Source organism: Streptomyces sp. NPDC012510 (genome assembly GCF_042955065.1).
In the GTDB taxonomy this organism is placed as follows: Bacteria; Actinomycetota; Actinomycetes; order Streptomycetales; family Streptomycetaceae; genus Streptomyces.
On the sequence record NZ_JBIBEN010000029.1, the window covers coordinates 15396 to 33429 of the forward strand.

The 18034-nt window shown below is 71.1% G+C and carries 14 protein-coding genes and 1 pseudogene; 9 read left to right on the forward strand and 6 right to left on the reverse strand.

Annotated elements, in window-relative coordinates; all coding sequences use genetic code 11:
• Positions 1 to 24: 24 nt before the first annotated feature.
• The 6 genes from ACFY9I_RS36910 (at position 25) to ACFY9I_RS36935 (ending at position 6955) form a co-directional block, all read left to right on the forward strand.
• Positions 25 to 831: a methyltransferase domain-containing protein gene (locus ACFY9I_RS36910; protein WP_391010179.1), complete on the forward strand. Its 807-nt coding sequence runs from the start codon at positions 25 to 27 to the stop codon at positions 829 to 831.
• 42 nt (positions 832 to 873) lie between these two features.
• Positions 874 to 2127 (forward strand): MFS transporter, encoded by a 1254-nt coding sequence (locus tag ACFY9I_RS36915; protein WP_391010182.1) that lies wholly within the window; start codon positions 874 to 876, stop codon positions 2125 to 2127.
• 165 nt (positions 2128 to 2292) lie between these two features.
• Positions 2293 to 3588 carry a transposase gene (locus tag ACFY9I_RS36920; RefSeq protein ID WP_391010185.1) on the forward strand — a complete coding sequence of 432 codons (1296 nt, stop codon included), beginning with the start codon at positions 2293 to 2295 and terminating at the stop codon, positions 3586 to 3588.
• Between the two features lie 126 nt (positions 3589 to 3714).
• A complete protein-coding gene (metK, locus tag ACFY9I_RS36925) occupies positions 3715 to 4938 on the forward strand; it encodes a methionine adenosyltransferase (RefSeq protein ID WP_391010188.1) in 1224 nt (407 codons plus the stop codon).
• A 15-nt stretch (positions 4939 to 4953) separates the two neighbouring features.
• Positions 4954 to 5919: a methylenetetrahydrofolate reductase [NAD(P)H] gene (gene metF / locus ACFY9I_RS36930; protein ID WP_391010191.1), complete on the forward strand. Its 966-nt coding sequence runs from the start codon at positions 4954 to 4956 to the stop codon at positions 5917 to 5919.
• A complete protein-coding gene (locus ACFY9I_RS36935; protein WP_391010194.1) occupies positions 5900 to 6955 on the forward strand; it encodes a PfkB family carbohydrate kinase in 1056 nt (351 codons plus the stop codon). Before metF ends, ACFY9I_RS36935 begins: the two co-directional genes overlap by 20 nt.
• A gap of 180 nt (positions 6956 to 7135) precedes the next feature.
• Here the strand turns inward: ACFY9I_RS36935 and secD are convergent, their stop codons facing one another.
• Complete coding sequence (secD, locus tag ACFY9I_RS36940) at positions 7136 to 9508, reverse strand: protein translocase subunit SecD (protein WP_391010197.1); 2373 nt, start codon at positions 9506 to 9508, stop codon at positions 7136 to 7138.
• A gap of 62 nt (positions 9509 to 9570) precedes the next feature.
• Positions 9571 to 10011 (reverse strand): hypothetical protein, encoded by a 441-nt coding sequence (locus ACFY9I_RS36945; RefSeq protein WP_391010200.1) that lies wholly within the window; start codon positions 10009 to 10011, stop codon positions 9571 to 9573.
• A gap of 288 nt (positions 10012 to 10299) precedes the next feature.
• Between ACFY9I_RS36945 and ACFY9I_RS36950 the strand changes: the two are divergent.
• Positions 10300 to 10599 (forward strand): annotated as a pseudogene (locus ACFY9I_RS36950) (LysR substrate-binding domain-containing protein); the annotation flags it as partial.
• Here ACFY9I_RS36950 and ACFY9I_RS36955 read toward each other — a convergent pair.
• The 3 genes from ACFY9I_RS36955 to ACFY9I_RS36965 all read right to left on the reverse strand — a co-directional run bounded on the left by ACFY9I_RS36955 (position 10596) and on the right by ACFY9I_RS36965 (position 14410).
• A complete protein-coding gene (locus ACFY9I_RS36955; protein WP_391010202.1) occupies positions 10596 to 10961 on the reverse strand; it encodes an NIPSNAP family protein in 366 nt (121 codons plus the stop codon). The pseudogene ACFY9I_RS36950 and the gene ACFY9I_RS36955 sit on opposite strands and share 4 nt — an antisense overlap.
• Positions 10962 to 11009: 48 nt before the next feature.
• Complete coding sequence (locus tag ACFY9I_RS36960; RefSeq protein ID WP_391010205.1) at positions 11010 to 11483, reverse strand: DUF5990 family protein; 474 nt, start codon at positions 11481 to 11483, stop codon at positions 11010 to 11012.
• 269 nt (positions 11484 to 11752) lie between these two features.
• On the reverse strand, positions 11753 to 14410 hold the full coding sequence (locus ACFY9I_RS36965; protein ID WP_391010208.1) for an RICIN domain-containing protein: 2658 nt from the start codon (positions 14408 to 14410) through the stop codon (positions 11753 to 11755).
• 554 nt (positions 14411 to 14964) lie between these two features.
• Here ACFY9I_RS36965 and ACFY9I_RS36970 point away from each other — a divergent pair.
• Entirely contained in the window at positions 14965 to 15279 is a 315-nt protein-coding gene (locus ACFY9I_RS36970) for a protein-arginine deiminase family protein (RefSeq protein WP_391010211.1), read from the forward strand.
• Positions 15280 to 15485: 206 nt separating this feature from the next.
• Positions 15486 to 16385 carry an ester cyclase gene (locus ACFY9I_RS36975; protein WP_391010214.1) on the forward strand — a complete coding sequence of 300 codons (900 nt, stop codon included), beginning with the start codon at positions 15486 to 15488 and terminating at the stop codon, positions 16383 to 16385.
• 531 nt (positions 16386 to 16916) lie between these two features.
• On the opposite strand, the gene ACFY9I_RS36980 is transcribed toward ACFY9I_RS36975, so the two are convergent.
• A complete protein-coding gene (locus ACFY9I_RS36980) occupies positions 16917 to 17981 on the reverse strand; it encodes an alcohol dehydrogenase catalytic domain-containing protein (RefSeq protein WP_391010217.1) in 1065 nt (354 codons plus the stop codon).
• Positions 17982 to 18034: the final 53 nt, after the last annotated feature.

The following is an 18034-nucleotide window of genomic DNA, read 5'->3' on the forward strand; positions in this document are numbered from 1 at the left end:
ACGACCAGAAGGGCGTACCACGTGATGAGCGAGAACACCCTGACCGCCGAGGCCTACACCACGGGCCTGCTGAACAAGGACCTGCCCACCGAGGCGACCCGGCTGCGCCTGCTGGAGCAGACCTACGACCCGCGCACCGTCGAGATCCTGGAGCGGCTGGACATCGCGCCGACCTGGCGCTGTCTGGAGCTGGGCGCCGGCGCCGGTTCCATCGCCTACTGGCTCGCCGACCGGGTGCCGCGGGGCCGCGTGGTCGCCGCCGACATCGACCCCCGGTTCATCGACGCCGACCGTTCCCCGCAGCTGTCCGTGCGGCGCATGGACATCAACGAGGAGGACTTCGCGCCCGGCTCGTTCGACCTGGTGCACGCCCGCGCGGTGTTCATGCACCTGCCGCGGCGCGAGGAGGTCCTGCGGCAGGCCGTGCGCTGGCTCGCCCCCGGCGGCTGGCTCGTCCTGGAGGACGTCTACTTCCTGCCGGCCGAGGACTCCCCGTATCCGGAGTGGCAGCAGGCGCAGCGGGCCTGGCTGACGGCCCTCGCGGCGCAGGGCATCGACCTTGCGTGGGCGCGTCGCACCCCGGCGCTCCTCGCGGCGGCCGGCTGTACCTCCGTCGGGGTGTCGGTGACGCCGGGCGGGCTCGGGATCGATGCCGTCCAGGACGAGTTGCTGCGCATCCGGCTGCTCCAGAGCGGCCGGAGTCTTGTCGACGCCGGCCTCGTCACCGAGGAGCAGATCGCCCGGGCGGGCGCGCTGGTGGAGAGCGGCCCGGCCCCCGACGTATCGACCTTCGTCTATTCCAGCTGGGGCCGGCGTTCCGCGGCCGACTGAGCCTTGAGGCCCCAGAGACTCAAGTGATGTGAAAGGAAAGCCGTGACACAGGCACAGAGCACGACACAGGGTCGTGCCCCCGCGTCCAGCGCGGTCATCGCGTGGTTGGCGTTCGCGACCATGTTCGTCATCGGAACCGACACGTTCCTGGTCGCCCCGATGCTGCCCACGCTGGCCGAGGAATTCGACGTGTCCACCAGCGTCTCCGGGTGGATGGTCAGCGCGTACGCCCTGGGGTTCGCGCTCTTCGCCCTGGTGGCCGGCCCGCTGTCGGACGGCCGTGACCGGCGGGGCGTTCTCCTGCTCGGTTTCGCGGGGTTCGCGGTGGCCACGGCGCTCTGCGGTGTGGCGCAGGGCCTGTGGACGATGCTCCTCTTCCGCTTCCTGGCCGGTATGTTCGCGGCGCTCGTCACCCCGCAGATCTGGGCGTCCATCCCCGTCCTGGTGGCACCTGAGTCGATCATGAAGACGATGGGCATCGCGGGCGCGGGCATGTCCATCTCGCAGGTCGTCGGCGTCCCGTTGGGCGGCTGGCTGGCGGCCTTCTCCTGGCACACCCCGTTCTTCGTGGTCGCCGGGCTCTCCGGCGTCGCCTGGCTGCTGTTGTGGCGGGTGTTCCCGTCCGTGCCGTCCGTCCGGGCGCAGGGCGCGGCCACCGGGATCCTCGGCACCTATGCCGAGCTGTTCCGGTCGACGACCTTCACCTGGTACCTGCTGGCCTACCTCGTCTACCAGACCGGTGTGTTCGAGACCATCTCGTTCATCGGCTCCTGGCTGGACAAGGACTTCGGCCTGGGCGTCAGCGCCGTGGGCGCCGCGATGATGGCCCTGGGCGTGGGCATGGCGATCACCTCCATCTTCGGCAGCCGCCTCATCCGCAGGATCGGTGAACATCGCACGCTCGCGGTGGTGTTCACGGGACTGATCGTCATCTACGCCGCGGTGCCGTTCGCGCCCAACCTGGGCCTGGCCATCGCCGGCCTCGCGGCCGGGTCCGCCGTGCTCGGCCTCGGCTACCCGATCTTCATGGCCATGCTGCTGGCCCGGACGACGGCCGCCCGCGGCACGGTGTCGTCCCTGTCGACCACCGCGCTGTACGTCGGAACCACGATCGGTGGCCTGGTCGGCGGTGTGCTGCTGACGGAGTTCGACGGCTTCAAGGGTGTCGCCGGGTTCACCGTGCTGGCCTTGATCGTCTCCGCGGTGATCTTCGGGGCGGCCGGTGCCTTCAAGGCGCCGAAGCCGGTGCCGGAGGCCGAGGACGCCTCGGTCGAGGCGGAGACCACGGCGGCGTGATCCGGCCGCCGCACCACCGGGCCGGTCCGTGACCGTGCGTGCTCTCCTCCGTCGCGTACGCGGGTTCCGCTCCGTACGCGTAGGGAGGGGAGCACGCACGGCCGTGCCGTTCCCGCGCCACCAGACCACGTCCCGCGAACATCTCGGAGTGACCAAGGGGGGGCCATGTCCGGCCACGAGGAGTTGCTCACCGACCTGGGAACCACGCTCTTCGCCTCGCTGCCGCGCAGTGACCAGCGCAGTATGGCCCTGACCTACGTACGGGGCCTGTTGACAACCCCGGGCCGCAAGTCGTTCCGGAACATGGCGGTTTCCCTCGGGGGCCCCAGGCTCGAACAGCGGCTGCACCACTTCATCAGCTGCTCCACCTGGGACTGGACACCCGTGTCCCGCGCGTCGGCCGACGCGCTGATGCCGGTGGCGCCGCCGCGAGGGTGGGTGCTGCGGACCCTGGTCACACGGAGGGAGGGGGAGAGCACCGTCGGAGTGCACAAACGCTTCTTCGCCGGGCGTGGCCAGATGCTCAACGCCCAGTACGCCGTGGGCCTGTGGGCCGCCTCCACCACGGTGTGCTACCCGCTCACCTGGCGCCTGCTGCTGCCGCCCGAGTGGCTCCAGGACGAGGCACGGCGGGCCCGGGCATCGATCCCCGTCGCCCGCACGCCCGAGACCCCGGTGGAGTGCGCCGTCGCGGCCTACCTCGACCTGCCGGCCGACCTGCGAGGGCGGTTGCCGGTGGTGATGGACGTGTGCGGCATCGACACCGTCACGGCAGTCCACCGGCTGTGCTCGGTCAAGGTGCCGTTCCTGGTCCGGGCTTATCGCGGTCTGCCCCTCACGGTTGTCGACCCCGCCCTGCCCGGCCACGGCACGAGCCCTCTGTCCACACACCGGATCCTGGCGGCGGCGGAGGGACCGCACGGGCCGGTGGATGCCGGGCCGGTGGATGCCGGGGGTCCTGGCGGGGGCTACCGGCACGCCTGGCCGGAAGAGCGGGAGCGGGCGTCGGGAACGGTGCCCGGTGGCGAGGAGCCGACGCGCAGCCTGGTCGCGGCCGTCCGGGTCCGCTCGCCGTACGACTCCGACCGGGCCGACGGGCCGGACGGCCGGCACGACCTGCTGCTGCTCCGCACGCGGACGGACACCGGGCAGCGCCCCGACGAGGTGTGGCTCACCAACATGCTCGACGCCGACCCCGGCACCCTGCTGTCCCTGACCGCCCTCCCGCGCCGCGTCGACGACTCCACCGAGCGCATCACCGCACGTCTCGGCATACGTGACTTCACAGGTCGTTCCTACGACGGCTGGAACCGTCACGCCACGCTGGCGTCGGTGGCGCACGCGGTCGCCCTGCTCTCCGACGAACCGGCGGACCTACCGTTCGGCCGTGCACCCGTGGCGGAGACCGAGCCGTCGCCCGTGGGACCGCCGCCCGACTCCCGTGCCACGACCGGTGTGTGAGGTTCCGCCGCACGCCCGGGCGTCCCTCCCGCGCCCCGCACCCCGCGCCCCGCGCATCGCGCACATCGGCGGACCTGGCCGCACGGCCCGAGTCGCCCCTTTCACCCCAGCTGTCGAAGGAGTGTCATGTCCCGTCGCCTGTTCACCTCGGAGTCCGTGACCGAGGGCCACCCCGACAAGATCGCTGACCAGATCAGCGATGCCATCCTCGACGCACTCCTGCGCGAGGACCCGACCTCCCGTGTCGCAGTGGAGACGCTGATCACGACCGGCCTGGTGCATGTGGCCGGAGAGGTCACGACCAAGGCGTACGCGCCGATTGCCCAGTTGGTGCGCGACACCATCCTGGACATCGGCTACGACTCGTCGAAGAAGGGCTTCGACGGCGCCTCCTGCGGTGTGTCGGTGTCGATCGGCGCCCAGTCCCCGGACATCGCGCAGGGCGTGGACGCGGCCTACGAGTCCCGGGTCGAGGGTGCTGCAGCGGGTGGAGAGGCGGACGAGCTGGACCGGCAGGGCGCCGGCGACCAGGGTCTGATGTTCGGTTACGCGTCGGACGAGACGCCGACGCTGATGCCGCTGCCGATCTTCCTGGCGCACCGCCTGTCGAAGCGCCTGTCCGAGGTCCGCAAGAACGGCACCGTCCCCTACCTGCGTCCCGACGGCAAGACCCAGGTCACCATCGAGTACGACGGTGACAAGGCGGTCCGCCTGGACACGGTCGTCGTCTCCTCGCAGCACGCGAGCGACATCGACCTGGAGTCGCTCCTGGCGCCCGACATCCGCGAGTTCGTGGTGGAGCCGGAGCTGAAGGCCCTCCTTGACGACGGCATCAAGCTGGACACCGAGGGCTACCGTCTGCTGGTCAACCCGACCGGCCGCTTCGAGATCGGCGGCCCGATGGGCGACGCCGGCCTCACCGGCCGCAAGATCATCATCGACACGTACGGCGGTATGGCCCGGCACGGCGGCGGTGCCTTCTCCGGCAAGGACCCGTCCAAGGTCGACCGCTCCGCGGCGTACGCGATGCGCTGGGTCGCCAAGAACGTCGTCGCCGCGGGCCTGGCCGCCCGTTGCGAGGTCCAGGTGGCGTACGCGATCGGCAAGGCCGAGCCCGTCGGCCTGTTCGTCGAGACCTTCGGCACCGCCCCGTACTCCCAGGAGGCGATTCAGAAGGCCATCACCGAGGTCTTCGACCTCCGCCCGGCCGCCATCATCCGCGACCTCGACCTGCTCCGCCCGATCTACGGCCAGACCGCCGCGTACGGCCACTTCGGCCGTGAACTCCCCGACTTCACCTGGGAGCGCACCGACCGCGCGGACGCGCTGCGCCGGCACGTGACCGGCTGACGGAACAGGGCGGCCATGACCACGAAGACGAGCCGGCGGCCGGTGATCCCCGGGACGGATCCGTCCTTCTCCTTCGAGTTCTTTCCCCCGAAGACCGACACCGGCGACCGTGCCCTGTGGCACACGATCCGCCGCGTGGAGTCCCTGTCGCCCGCCTTCGTCTCCGTGACGTACGGCGCCGGGGGTTCCTCGCGAGAGCGCACCATCGAGGTGACCGGGCGGATCGCGGCCGAGACCACCCTGCGGCCGGTCGCGCACCTGACCGCGGTGGGGCACTCGGTGGCCGAGCTGCGGCACATCATCGGCAGCTACGCGGACGCGGGGGTGCGCGATGTACTGGTGTTGCGCGGCGACCCGCCCGGCGGTCCGAACGCGCCCTGGACCCCGCACCCGTCGGGCTTCCGCCACGCCCACGAACTGGTCTCCCTGGTCAAGGAGTCCGGTGTGTTCGGCATCGGGGTCGCGGCCTTCCCGGAGAAGCACCCCCGGTCGCCCGACTGGGACAGCGACATCCGCCACTTCGTCGCCAAGTGCCGGGCGGGCGCGGACTACGCGATCACCCAGATGTTCTTCGACGTGGAGCACTATCTGCGGCTGCGCGACCGGGTGTGGGCCGCGGGCTGCGACATCCCGGTCATCCCCGAGATCATGCCGGCCACGGACGTCCGCCAGATCCGCCGTTTCGCCGAACTCAGCGGCGCGTCCTTCCCCGACGACCTGGCGCACCGGCTCGAAGCCGCCCGGGACCGGCCCGCCGAGGGCCACCGCATCGGTGTCGAGCACGCGACCGCCATGGCCCAACGCCTGCTGACCGAGGGCGCCCCCGGGCTGCACTACATCACTCTGAACCGCCCGACGGCCGTGCTCGACGTCCACGACAGAGTGCTCGGACTCCGCGACGAACAGAGCACGCAGAACACGTACGGCCCCCTTCCGAGCCCTCAGAGCACGAGGAGTGCACATGCCATCCCAGTCGGCTGACAGGACGCACCGGCATGCGGCCCCGGCCGGCGGGGCCGTGGCCGGCGACGGCCCACGGCTCGCCGTCACGGGCTCCATCGCCACCGATCATCTGGCGACGTTCCCGGGACGGTTCACCGACCAACTGCTCCCCGGTCAGCTGGACCACGTCTCCCTGTCCTTCCTCGTCGACGACCTCGAGATCCGACACGGGGGAGTGGCCGCGAACATCGCCTTCGGGCTCGGCCGCCTGGGCCTGAAGCCCCTGCTGATCGGGGCCGTCGGAGACGACTTCGACGCGTACGAGGTGTGGCTCGAGGGACACGGGGTCGACACCGAGCACGTCCGGGGCTCCAGTCTGCAGACCGCGAGGTTCATGTGCACGACGGATGCGGACCAGAACCAGATCGCCTCCTTCTACGCGGGAGCGATGGCCGAGGCCTCCCTCATCGACCTCATGCCTGTGCTGGCCCGGCCGGGCGGCGTCGAGCTGGTCCTCGTCTCCCCGAACGACCCCGGGGCGATGCTGCGGCACACGGCCCAGTGCCGGACGGCGGGCACACCGTTCGCGGCCGACCCCTCCCAGCAGCTCGCCCGCCTGAGTCGGGATGAGGTACGTGAACTCGTCTCCGGGGCACGGTGGTTGTTCACCAACGAGTACGAGGCCGCACTCCTGCTGGAGCGCACCGGCTGGTCCCGGCGGGAGGTCTTGGAGCGGGTCGGCACCTGGCTCACCACGCGCGGCGCAGCCGGAGTACGGGTCGAGTCCGGGCGACCGGCCGGGGCCGTCGAGTTCCCGGCGGTGCCCGCGGCGACGACCGTCGATCCGACCGGGGGCGGCGACGCGTTCCGGGCCGGCTTCCTCGCTTGTACCACCTGGGGCCTGACCGTTCACGAGGCTGTACCGCTGGGCTGCGCCCTGGCCACCGCGGCACTGGAATCCGTGGGCCCCCAGCAGTACGACCCACGCCCCGCGGAACTGCTGCCTCGTATCGAAGCCACCTATGGCGCCACCACGGCGAAACGGCTGCTCCCGCACCTGCAACACCTGAGCTGACGGCGCACCGGCGGACCCCCGTACGACCGCCTCGCGCGGCGCACCGCGATGACCAGGCGGCCGGGCGGGGACGCGCCCGGCCAACCGGAACGGCGAGGGCGGAGACGGCGAGGGCGGAGACGGAGACGGCGAGGGCGGAGACGGCGAGGGCGCGTCATCCTCGCGAGCCTCCGCGCGTCCTCACACCACAGCGCCTGAACCCCGCGCCCGCCCGCGTCGCTCCAGCGGACCGCGCGCCCCGCTGTCCCCGCTGTCCCCGCTACCCTCGCCGCGCTCGGGGCGCTCGGGGCGCGCCGGCGGCGCCGGGCGGCTGCCCTCGAGCTGCACGGCGATCGGTACGGCGGTGAACACCGTCGACGCCATACCGATCACCACGCCGGCGATCAGCGCCACGGAGAAGTCCGCGAGCGAGTCACCGCCCAGCACGGCCAGGGCCGCCAGGATGAACAGCGCGCCCATACCGGTGTTCACCGTGCGCGGCAGCGTCTGGATGACGGCCTTGTTCGCCGTGGTCTCCAGGTCCGCCGCCGGGTCGCGGCGGCGCGCCTCGCGCACCCGGTCGAAGACGACGACGGTGTCGTTCACGGAGTACCCGATGACCGTGAGCAGGGCTGCCAGGAAGACGCTGTCGACGGGCTTGCCGAGCCAGGCGAACAGGCCCACCACCAGCAGCACGTCGTGCACCATGGCCGACACCGCCGCGACGGCGAACGTCCACCGGAACCGCACGCTGAGGTAGATCAGCTGGGCCGCGACGGCGATGCCGAGCGCGATGAGCGCGTGCCGGCGCAGCTCGTCGCCGAGACTCGGGCCGATCAGCTCGTCCCGCTCGACGGTGACCTCGCCGCCCTCCTTCGCCAGCGCCGTCCTGATCGTGTGCTGCTGGTCGTTGCTCAGCTCACCGGTGCGAACCGAGATGTCCCCGTCCCCCGACTCCTGCACCACCGCGCGCGGGAACCCCGCGTCCGTGACCGCCGTGCGCGCCACGTCCACGTCCACGGGCCTGCTGGTGCTGTACTCCACCAGGCGCCCGCCGGTGAACTCCACCCCGAAGTCCAGGCCGCGCAGGCCGATTCCGGCGACGGCGACCACGACCAGCAGCGCGCTGACGCCGAGCCAACGGCGCCGGTGGTGCACCAGACGGGGTTCGCGGCGCGCGAGCCAGGAACGCACCCGGCCGGTGGAGGTGATCCCGGTCAGGCCGGGCCGGTCGCGCACGAAGCGGCGCCGGATCGCGAAGTCGGCGAGGACCCGGGTGATCACCAGGGCCGAGATCATCGAGACGAGGACACCGATGGAAAGCGTGACGCCGAAGCCCTTGACGGGTCCGGTGGCGAAGAAGAAGAGCAGCCCGGCCGCGAGCAGCGTGGTCACGTTCGAGTCGACGACCGCGCTCCAGGTCTTGGAGAACCCGGTGCGCAGCGGCTTATCGAGGTGCGCCGAGGCCGACTTCAGGGCGCGGGCTCCCAGATACTCCTCCCGGGCACGCTCGAAGACGAGCACGTTCGCGTCCACCGCCATGCCGATCGCCAGGACGAAACCGGCGAGTCCGGGCAGTGTGAGGGTCGCGCCCAGGGCGACCAGTGCGGCGTAGGAGATCAGCCCGTACAGCGCGAGCGCGAGGGTGGCCAGGGCGCCGAGCAGCCGGTAGACGACGAGGATGAACAGCCCCGTCAGGGCGATCCCGATGACCGCGGCCTGGGTGCTGGCGGCGATGGCGTCGGCACCGAGCGTGGGGCCGACGGTGCGCTGCTCCACGACGTCGACGGGCACCGGCAGCGCACCGCCCTTGACGAGCGCGGCCAGCTCGCGGGCCTCGTCCCGGCCGAAGCCGCCGGTGATCTGCGTGGAGCCGCCGGAGATGCCGACCTCGCACGCCACCTCCGCGTCGACACCGGGCGCCGAGAGGACCTTGCCGTCCAGGACGATGGCGACGCGCCGCTCGGGGGCGCCCTGCGGGGCACAGGCCGCCGCCCCGGTGACCCGTGCCCAGTCCTTGCCCGCCTGCCCACGGAAGGTGAGGTTGACCGTCCAGCCCGACGTCGTCCGCTGGTCGAGCACCGCCTCGGCGTCCTTGACGCCCTCCCCGGTGAGGGCGGTGGGCCCGAGCTTGAGGAACGCCCCCTTCCGGTCGGGGTCGGCGAGGATGCGTGAGCCGTCCTCGGTCGGCTTCCCCCTGTTCTTCTCATCCTGTTTCTCCGTCACCCCCTGTACTGGGTGGACGGTCAACTGCGCGGTACGACCGATGACTTCGGCGGCCTCGCGCGGGTCCTGGACGCCGGGCAGCTCGACGAAGATCCGCTGCTGTCCGGACCGGTACAGGCTCGGCTCGGACACGCCGAGCGCGTCGACCCGCTGGCGGAGCACTTCCAGGGCCCGCTGGGTCGATTCGGCATCGGCCTCGACGACGGGTGAGTCCCTGGTCTCCAGGACGATCTGGGTGCCGCCGCGCAGGTCGAGGCCGAGGCGGGCGGACTGGGTGAGAGCGAAGAAGAGCGAGGCGGCGATCACACCTAGGGCGACGATCGCTCGCCACATGGGCGCGCGAGACATGGGTTCTCCACGATGGGCAGGCAGACGGAGTCGACGTCTGCCCCGGGCGCGGAGGCGAACGGTCAGGCGTCGATACGGACTTCGGTGCTCCATCGGGACGGCGGGCCCCGCGGGCGATACGCGTGGGAGCCCCGGCCGGCTCCCGCGGCCGCGGCCGCCACGGCCACAGCAGGGCCGCCGACAGCGCGGTGCGGAGCCGCGTCCCCGGTGCCCGGGCCCAGGAAGCCGTGGAACGGGTACGGCACGGCGTCGGCGTGGCCGAGCACGGGGTGCGCCACGACGACGGGTCGCTGGGCGTCGGCGGTCGCGGACGCCTGAGCGTTCGCCCTTACCGACGCGGCCGTGCCCGTCGAGGCCGTGCCCGTCGTGGCCGTGCCCGTCGAGGACGGGCGGAACGCCGGCGCCGACTTGGCCGACACCGGCAGGAGGAAGGTCAGGACCGCGAGCAGCGCGGAGAGCACGACGGCGGCAGGGCGCGTGGGGTGTGCGCGATGCTGCTGCACGCCTCTTGCCCCCCGGCCAAGTCGTGGTACCGAACCAGCAGTTGGGCACTGTGAGCCGACTGCTCGGCTTCTCCGGCCCTCAGTGACACGAACGCCGCCGGGCGTCCGGAGGTTCCCGGCTCACTGCAGGAATGTTGTTGCCGACGGCGGGGTGCGCTGGTGCGGCGGCACGGAAGTGCGGGGAAGGGGCGGGACGAGGTGGTGGTAGGGACGCTGATCGCGTGGGCACGGAGGGCGTGACCCAGAAAGTGGCGGGGCCACCGCCGACCACGGACTGCGGGACAGGTTGTCCCGCACGCCTGCCACCAGGCCGGCTTCACACCCACGACGCGCTACGTCACCGCCGACATCGCCGCCCAACTCGCCCTCGCACGGGCCGGCCTCGCCACCGCGCTGGTCCCCCGGACGGCCATCGACCCGGCCACCCCCGGAATCCGCACGGCGCGTATCGAGGATCGCCCGATCCTGCGCCTGCTGTTCGCCGCGACGCGCCACACCAAGACCCCGAACCCGACGACCACGGCCGTCATCGCGGCGCTGCGCACAGCCGCGCAGCGGGATCGCACCACGCCCCTCCCGCCGACCTAGGACAGGCCGTCCGGGCCATCCGGGCCGTCCAGGCGATCCGGGCCGTCCGGTCCGTCCAGGCCGTCGAGCGGCCGGAGGAAGCGGCGCTCGTACCGTTTGATGCAGCGGGTCTCCCGAGCCAGCTCGAACGCTTCCTGGCACTCCGGGTCGGACATGCTGTCCGTGCGGTACTGCTCGTACGTGGCCAGGCTCGGAAAGGAGAAGAGAGCGTAGGCGATGTCGCTGTCGCCCTCACTCGGCAGGAAGTAGCCGTGGTGCGTCCCGCCGAAACGGTTGACGAGCCGGACCCAGCGGCGGCCGTATTCCTCGAAATCCGCAAGCTTCTCGGCGTCGATCTCATACTTCAGATGGATGGTGATCACGCCTGCATGATGCCGTGTGACGGTTCGGGCAACCGTGACTCCCCCTCCCTAGGCCCGGCCGACGCGTTCGGCGGTCCAGGTGATGTGCGGGGGCTGGACTCGTGCGCACAGGGGCCCGCCCTGCGCGTCGGTCAGGCCGAGGCGTCCGACCAGCAGTCCCTCGCGTGCGGCGGCGGCGAGTACGTCGGCAGGGATGACGTCGAGCATGAGCTTGGCGCGGCGGAACATGGTGAAGATGCCCGACCCGTCGACCGTGCCCCACGACAGGTAGATGAAGCGTCGGCCCAGACGGTCCTGCAGGTAAGGGCCTTTGACCTCGATGCCGGTCGGCGAGACGCTCGTGGTGCACTCCAGGGTCCAGGTCGCGGACGGAGCGTCGCCGGGCTGTGGCTCGAGGAGTTCGGCCGGACGGTCGCGGCGTTGCACGGCGACGTGGATGTTGCCGTACGTAGGGACTTTGGCGCCGGCCGGGGCCGGACATGTGAGGCCGGGCAGGTCGACGGCGTCGATGCGGATGCGCATGCCGGCCATCATCCCGCCATCCTCCACGCAGAGGTCGGCCGACCTCGAACCGGGGTGGGTCTGCACCCTCCCCATGGGCCGGGGCCCGTGAGCGGTGCGGTGCGGTGCCTGGAGCGCCTGGCCGGTGCCTGGTTTCAGCGCGTGCTTGCGTGCCTCGGAGGCGCTGGTCAGAGAACTGACAGCCGACGGGTTCGGCGACCACGCCGAGGTTCCTCGGCCATGGCGGGGCCGCGGGCCGTTGTGCCTGCGGCCCCGCTCGGGCGTCGGAGTCAGGACGGGTCGCCGTACTGGAGGCCGCGTCCGTTGGTGCCGACATAGACGCGGCCGTAGGTGTCGGGGTCACCGGTGATGACGCCGACGCTGCCGATGGCGCCCCACTGGTGGGCCTTGTCGTTGACGCGGAGCCAGCTGGCGCCCCTGTCGGTGGAGCGGAAGACTCCGGTGACGTCCTTGACGGTACCGATCAGGTACAGGGCCTGGTAGCCGGTGCCCGGCTTGGCCTTGCCGAAGCCGAGGGCGGAGGCGGACTGCACCGTCTTGAGCGTGGTGAAGGTGCGGCCGCCGTCGGTGGAGTGCAGCAGCCCCTTGCCGTAGCCGGAGATCCACAGGTCACCGGCGATGCCGGGGACGGCCTTGAGCCGGCCGTCGGGCAGGCCCTTGGCGCGGGCGGTGAAGGTCGCGCCCCCGTCGGTGCTGGCGTAGAGCGTGCCGCCGGACAGCGAGTAGAAGGTCTTGGCCGACGAGCGGTCGGCGACCACCACGGCGCCGGTGCCAAGGCCGCTGACCTTCGACCAGCTCGCCCCCTTGTCGGTCGAGCGGTACGGGGACTGGCCGGCCTGCGTCCAGACGATGGTGGAGCCGTCCGCCGAGAGCGCGACATGGCCGTCCTGGGCATCGGCCACCGGCTCTGCCTTGAAGCCGGTCCAGTTGCTGCCGCCGTCGGTGGAGTAGGCGCCGTCCTGCGCGCCGCCACGGCCGACGCGGACCATCATCGTGGGCTTGGACTGGGCGAAGTCGATGTCGGTGCTGTTGGTCATCATCGGGTTCTTCAGCCGCCCGGAGGGCACCTTGGTCAGGGAGTCGTGCCGGAAGCCGCCCTGGTCGCCCATGGAGGTGATGACGGCGGCGCCGCCGGGCGGGGCGATCGCGTCCAACAGCGCGGTCTCCTCCAGCCCTCGGGCGCCCATGCTCCAGTGGCTGGTGCCGCCGCTGTCGGAGGCGCCTGCGTTCTTGCTGCGCAGGATGCCGTTGCCGGTGCCGTACAGCACGTGCCCGGAGTTGAAGGGATCGATGGCCAGGGCGGTCATCCAGTGGCCGGTGTGGGTGCCGACGTAGGGAGCGGCGGAGGCGCTGCGCTTCGACTTGCCGGCCAGTGCCTTCCAGGTCGTGCCGCCGTCGGTGCTGCGGTAGATCTCGTCCTCGGGGTACCAGCGGCCGAGGGTGGTGACCATCACCGTGGAGGGCTTGCGCGGGTCGACGGCCAGACCGGAGAACCCGTAGCTGCCCTGGGACGGGGAGATGTTCTTCCATGCCCCGCTGCCCGGCGTGTACTTCCAGACCGAGCCCGCCGTCACGCCGTTGGGTCCGAGGTTGTTGGTGTACGTCAGGTACAGCGAGCCGTCACCGGAGAGGACGCCGTGCTGTGGCAGCTGGCCGGTGGGCTGCCCGGAGACGGCCTGCCAGGTGCCGCCGCCGTCGGTGGAGCGGTACAGGGAGGTGGACTTGTCGTTGACGCCGACGTAGATCGTCTTGCTGCCGGCGGGGCCGTACGTCACGAAGGAGATGCCCGCGCCGCTGCTCGCGCCGTCCTTGACGGGGAACGAAGAGACCTGACGCCATGTCACACCGTGGTCGGTGCTGCGCCACAGGCCGTTCTTGCGGGTTCCCAGCAGCAGGGTGCCGTTGTCCGCGGTGTCGACCACGAGCCGTTCGCCCGCGCCGCGGCCGTCCTCGTTGGCGCCCAGCTTGAAGGGCAGATCGGTGCGCTTGAAGGTGCGGCCCCGGTCGGTGGAGCGCAGGATCGCGCCGTTGCCCGCCCAGTCGTTGGTGTAGGTGCCCGCCCCGAGGTAGAGCCGCTTGGGGTCGACGGGGTCGGTGGCCACCGAGTCGATGCCCAGAAGGTTCCAGTCCTTCTCGCCGATCCAGTCGGTCAGCGGGATCCACTGCTCGGCCGCGGTGTCCCAGCGGTAGGCGCCGCCCATGTCGGTGCGCGCGTACAGCAGGCCCTTCTCCTTCTGGTTGAACACCAGACCGGTGACGTAACCGCCGCCCACGACCTGGGCGTTCTTCCACACGTACGGTCCCGCCGCGGCAGAGGCCGCGGTCTGCGCACTGCTGGTCCCGGACGCCTGGGCCACGCCGGTCTTCACCAGCTTCCACTGCTGGTTGCTGCCGCCCTTGTCGGGATACTGGATGACCGCCGCGCCCTGGGCCGTGGAGCCCCCGGAGACATCCAGGACCTGGCCGCTCCTGCGGGAGGTGAAGGTGACGGCGTCGGAACCGCTCACATCGCTGATCCGCCACTCCTGGGAGGCGGAGGAGGTGTCGGTCTGCTGTTCCGCGGCGGCCCCCTGAGCGGTCGAACTGCCCGCTATGCCAAGCACCTTGCCGCTGTTGCGGTTCACCAGCTCGTAGTAGCCGTCCCCGGTGGGCTTCAGTCTCCACTCCTGGTTGGCGGTGTTCTGGTCGGTCCACTGCTGGATGCGGGTGCCGTCGGCGGTGGAGAAGGCGTTGACGTCCATCACCTTGCCGCTGCGCACGGAGACCAGCTGGTAGTAGGCGTTGCCGTCGACCGTCGCGGCCTGCGAGTCCTCCTGCACGAACAGGAGGTACGGCACGACGATGGCGGGCACACCGAGCAGCAGACCGGTGGCGGTCCAGCGGCGGCGGTGCCGCCCGCGGCGCCCGCCGCTCGTGGGGTTGTTCATGGGGAAACGTTCTCCTTGCATACCGTTCACCAGAGGAAGGCGAATCCGGGCACCGCAGTGACCGGATCTGACCCCTTGTGGTCACAGGCTCCTCACAAGGTTGCCGCGAGCCGGGAATCTTTTACGGCCTGCACACGGCCGACCTGACGACGCATCGATTCCGCGCGCCACGGTGGACCGGTTCACGGACTGCCGCAGGCTCCGCTCCCTGCCGTCCGGCAGCGGCGAGGCCATGGCCTGGAAGGATCTCCGCCGCCCGTCGGGGCTGCAACTTTCGGATGACCGGAGGCCCGCCTGTCGGCGGGGGCGGTCCCACTGGCCGGCGGAGTGAATGCCTCATGGGGTCGAGATGGGATGGCGGTGCGGGTCACCGCCGATGAGGGGTACGCGAATGAACGAACTGAGGGCCAGGACCGCGACAGCGTTGGCGATCACCCTGGCGGTCGTCTCCGGCACTGTGCCGGCGGCCCCCGCTGTCGGCGCGGGGGCCGTACGGGCGGACACTCGTGCCCATGTGAACCGGGACGGCACGGTCGATGTCACCGGGGATTCCGATGTCGCGGGCAGGCCCGGACCCGCTGGTGCTCGACACCGGCTGGCTCGCCATCGGCCACGTGGACGAGTTCGTGCAGTTCCTGTCCGCCGACACACCGCGCGGCTGGAAGATCGGCATCGCCGACCCGAGGGCGGGCTCGCCCTGCTGCGCAAGGCCCAGCGCGACGGGGCACGGCCACACGAAGGTGTTCTCCATCCCCCGCTCCTACGCCGACGGCCGCCTCCCCACGATCGACCAGGCCCTGTCCGACCGGCAGTTGCTCAGGGACAACGCCTTCGCGGCCGGAAGATCAAGGAGAACCTGGCGCTGCTGAAGCGCGAGACCGGCGTCACGGATGCCGAGATCGTGCAAATCCCGGCGATGTACGAGGGCGGCTTCGCAGGCTGCCCCGGTCAGCGTCCGGCGCCGGCGCGGGGTCGGCGGCGAGGTGCACTGCGGCACCAAAACGGTCCGCGCCACCGGCACCCCCTGGTGGAACCCGGCAAGTAGAACCGAACTGACCGTACATAGGAGACTCGAGTGAGATACCGGAAGACTCTGCCCTGGCTCGTTGCGGTGGCCTGCTCGGCGACCTTCGCGACCGCTTGCAGCAACGGGGCCGGCACCGGCCCGGCCGCCCCGTCGACGACGTCCGCCGCGGCCCGCTCGTCGTCGGCCTCCGAGGAGCGGAACAAGGAGCTCGTTCTGCGCCTGTACTCGGAGGCGTTCAACAAGGACAAGACCGACGTGGTGAAGGAGCTCGTCGGCTCCGACTACGTGCAGCACGACAAGTCGGTGCCCGGCGGGGCCGACGGGCAGGTCAAGCAGTTCGAGGACGTCAAGGCGGAGATTCCCGGTGCGGTGGCGACCGTCAAGCACGTGGCCGCCGACGGTGACCTGGTGGCGGTGCACTGGCACGCGTCGGCCACCCCGAAGAACGAGGCGACGGGCGAGGCCAAGACCGACCTGTTCCGGGTCGACAACGGCAAGCTGGTCGAGCACTGGGGCATCACGCAGACCGTGCCGAAGAAGACGGCCAGCGGGAACTCGCTGTTCAGCGACGTGTACCGGTACCCGAACGGGGAACCGACCCTGTCCGAGGAACAGGAGGAGAAAAACCGGAAGTTCGCGGTCGAGGCGTACCGCAAGCTCTCCGACGGTGACGCGAGCGTGATCGACAAGAGCTGGGATCCCCGCTACTACCAGCACAACCCGATCGCCCCGAACGGGACGGCCCCGCTGAAGCGGTTCTTCGAGCAGAACGCACAGGGCACCCCCTCGCCCAGCGGTACCGCAGGCGGCGGGACCCGGTTCGGCAAGACGCTCGCCGACGGGGACCTGGTGTGGGTCTACAGCTCCGACTACGTCGTCGTGGACCTCTTCCGCGTGGTCGACGGAAAGATCATCGAGCACTGGGACGTCGTCGCCGACGGGCAGTAGCCCTCTTGGATCACGCGGAGGGCACTCCCCCTGAAGTCGAACTGGACAGCCGACAAACCCCAGGTCGGGACCTGGGGTTTCATCATGGAAGCGGGTGACAAGAACCGAACTCGCGCTCTCAGCTTGGGAAGCGACGGCGTTTGCATCGCCGGATGACCCTGACCTGGGCGTATGTCTTCCGGCTTGGCATCCGGACGTGCCGGATCGCACCCTGTTGACCGTGATGGGCCGCTCTTACGGGCACGCTATGGGCACGCCGTCTGATCGGAGTCGCCGTGAGTCCTTCTTGGCGCTGACGAGTTGCCGAACCCTGAGGATGCAGTTGTCGGCCGGAAGGCCCTGGTCAGACTGACCGGCGGTGCAGCGGCGACGCGACACATGCCACGGCGGGCGAGCACACCGACTTCGCGACCCCCACGGCACCGGCCGACGTGGTCCGCCGCCAGTATCCGCCTCCACCGCCGGCGACCTGGAGGCCCTGCGGGGCAGGCACGGAAGGCGGGCAGGCCGACTTCCGGGGTCGTCGATGGTTCATGGGGTGAGGACGAGGCGGATCGGGTTGCCGGTTTTCTTCTCCAGCCGGGTGACGGCGTCGGCCGCCTCGGCCAGGGGGATGTGATCGGTGATGGAAGGCGCCAGGTCGAGCCTGCCGGCGGCGGCCAGTCGGATGAGCTGGGTCACGTGTTCGGGTCCGGAGCCGTAGTGACCGCGGACCTGGTTGCCGCGGTAGCTGAAGGACGTGCTGTCGGTGATGGTGAGCGGTTCCGGGGTGAGCCCGGCCAGGACGAGGACACCGCCGGCGCCCAGGAGCGCGGCAGCCTGCTCGCGGACCGCCGGGAAACCCGCGAAATCGAAGGCGATGTCGAGGCCGCGGCCGCCGGTGGCCCGGCCGACGGCTTCGGCGAATCCCGGGTCGGTGGGGTCGAGTGCGAGGTCGGCGCCGAAAACGAGGGCCCGTTCGCGGGCCTCGGGCAGCGGGTCGACGGCGATGACGGGCGCGGCGCCGGCCAGGCGGGCGAGCCGGATGCCGTGGGCGCCCAGACCGCCGGCACCCCAGACGCCGACGCACTGCGCCGGCCGGACCGCCCCGGTCTCGATGATCGCGGCATACGGGGTGGAGACCGCGTCGGGGATGATGGCGGCCTGGTCGAAGGGCAGGTGGTCGGGGATGGGAGCGAGGGTGTCCTCCCGGGCGACGGCGTACTCGGCCCAGCCGCCGTCGTAGTCGACGCCGCGCGTGAGCGGCCGCCGACAGGGGGAGCGGCGCATGCAGTCGGCGCACGCTCCGCACGCCTGGCCGGCCTGCAGGGCGACGCGCATACCGGGGGCCCAGTCGCCCAACAGGCCGGGGCCCAGGGCGTGGATGACGCCCGCGACCTCGTGGCCGAGCGTGACCGCGCCCGAACCGGTGACCGCCTCGACAGGAAAGGCAGGGGTGAGGCTGCCGTCGATCAGATGGACGTCGGACAGACACACTCCGGCGGCCCTGACCTCGATCAGAACCTCTCCGGGACCGGGGACGGGAACGGGTACCTCTTCGACCGCGAAGGTGCGGGTGTCCAGGTGGAGGCGTCCGGCCAGCATGGTGGTGGACATGATGCGAACCTCGGTTGTCTGAGAAGGGGATGGATCTCCGGGAAGGGGAGTGA

Coding starts and splice junctions, on each gene's coding strand:
- ACFY9I_RS36910 (WP_391010179.1), top strand. CDS start 25: ATGAGCGAGAACACCCTGACCGCCGAGGCCTACACCACGGGCCTGCTG.
- ACFY9I_RS36920 (WP_391010185.1), top strand. CDS start 2,293: ATGTCCGGCCACGAGGAGTTGCTCACCGACCTGGGAACCACGCTCTTC.
- metK (WP_391010188.1), top strand. CDS start 3,715: ATGTCCCGTCGCCTGTTCACCTCGGAGTCCGTGACCGAGGGCCACCCC.
- metF (WP_391010191.1), top strand. CDS start 4,954: ATGACCACGAAGACGAGCCGGCGGCCGGTGATCCCCGGGACGGATCCG.
- ACFY9I_RS36935 (WP_391010194.1), top strand. CDS start 5,900: ATGCCATCCCAGTCGGCTGACAGGACGCACCGGCATGCGGCCCCGGCC.
- secD (WP_391010197.1), bottom strand. CDS start 9,508: ATGTCTCGCGCGCCCATGTGGCGAGCGATCGTCGCCCTAGGTGTGATC.
- ACFY9I_RS36960 (WP_391010205.1), bottom strand. CDS start 11,483: ATGCGCATCCGCATCGACGCCGTCGACCTGCCCGGCCTCACATGTCCG.
- ACFY9I_RS36965 (WP_391010208.1), bottom strand. CDS start 14,410: ATGAACAACCCCACGAGCGGCGGGCGCCGCGGGCGGCACCGCCGCCGC.
- ACFY9I_RS36970 (WP_391010211.1), top strand. CDS start 14,965: ATGTCGCGGGCAGGCCCGGACCCGCTGGTGCTCGACACCGGCTGGCTC.
- ACFY9I_RS36980 (WP_391010217.1), bottom strand. CDS start 17,981: ATGTCCACCACCATGCTGGCCGGACGCCTCCACCTGGACACCCGCACC.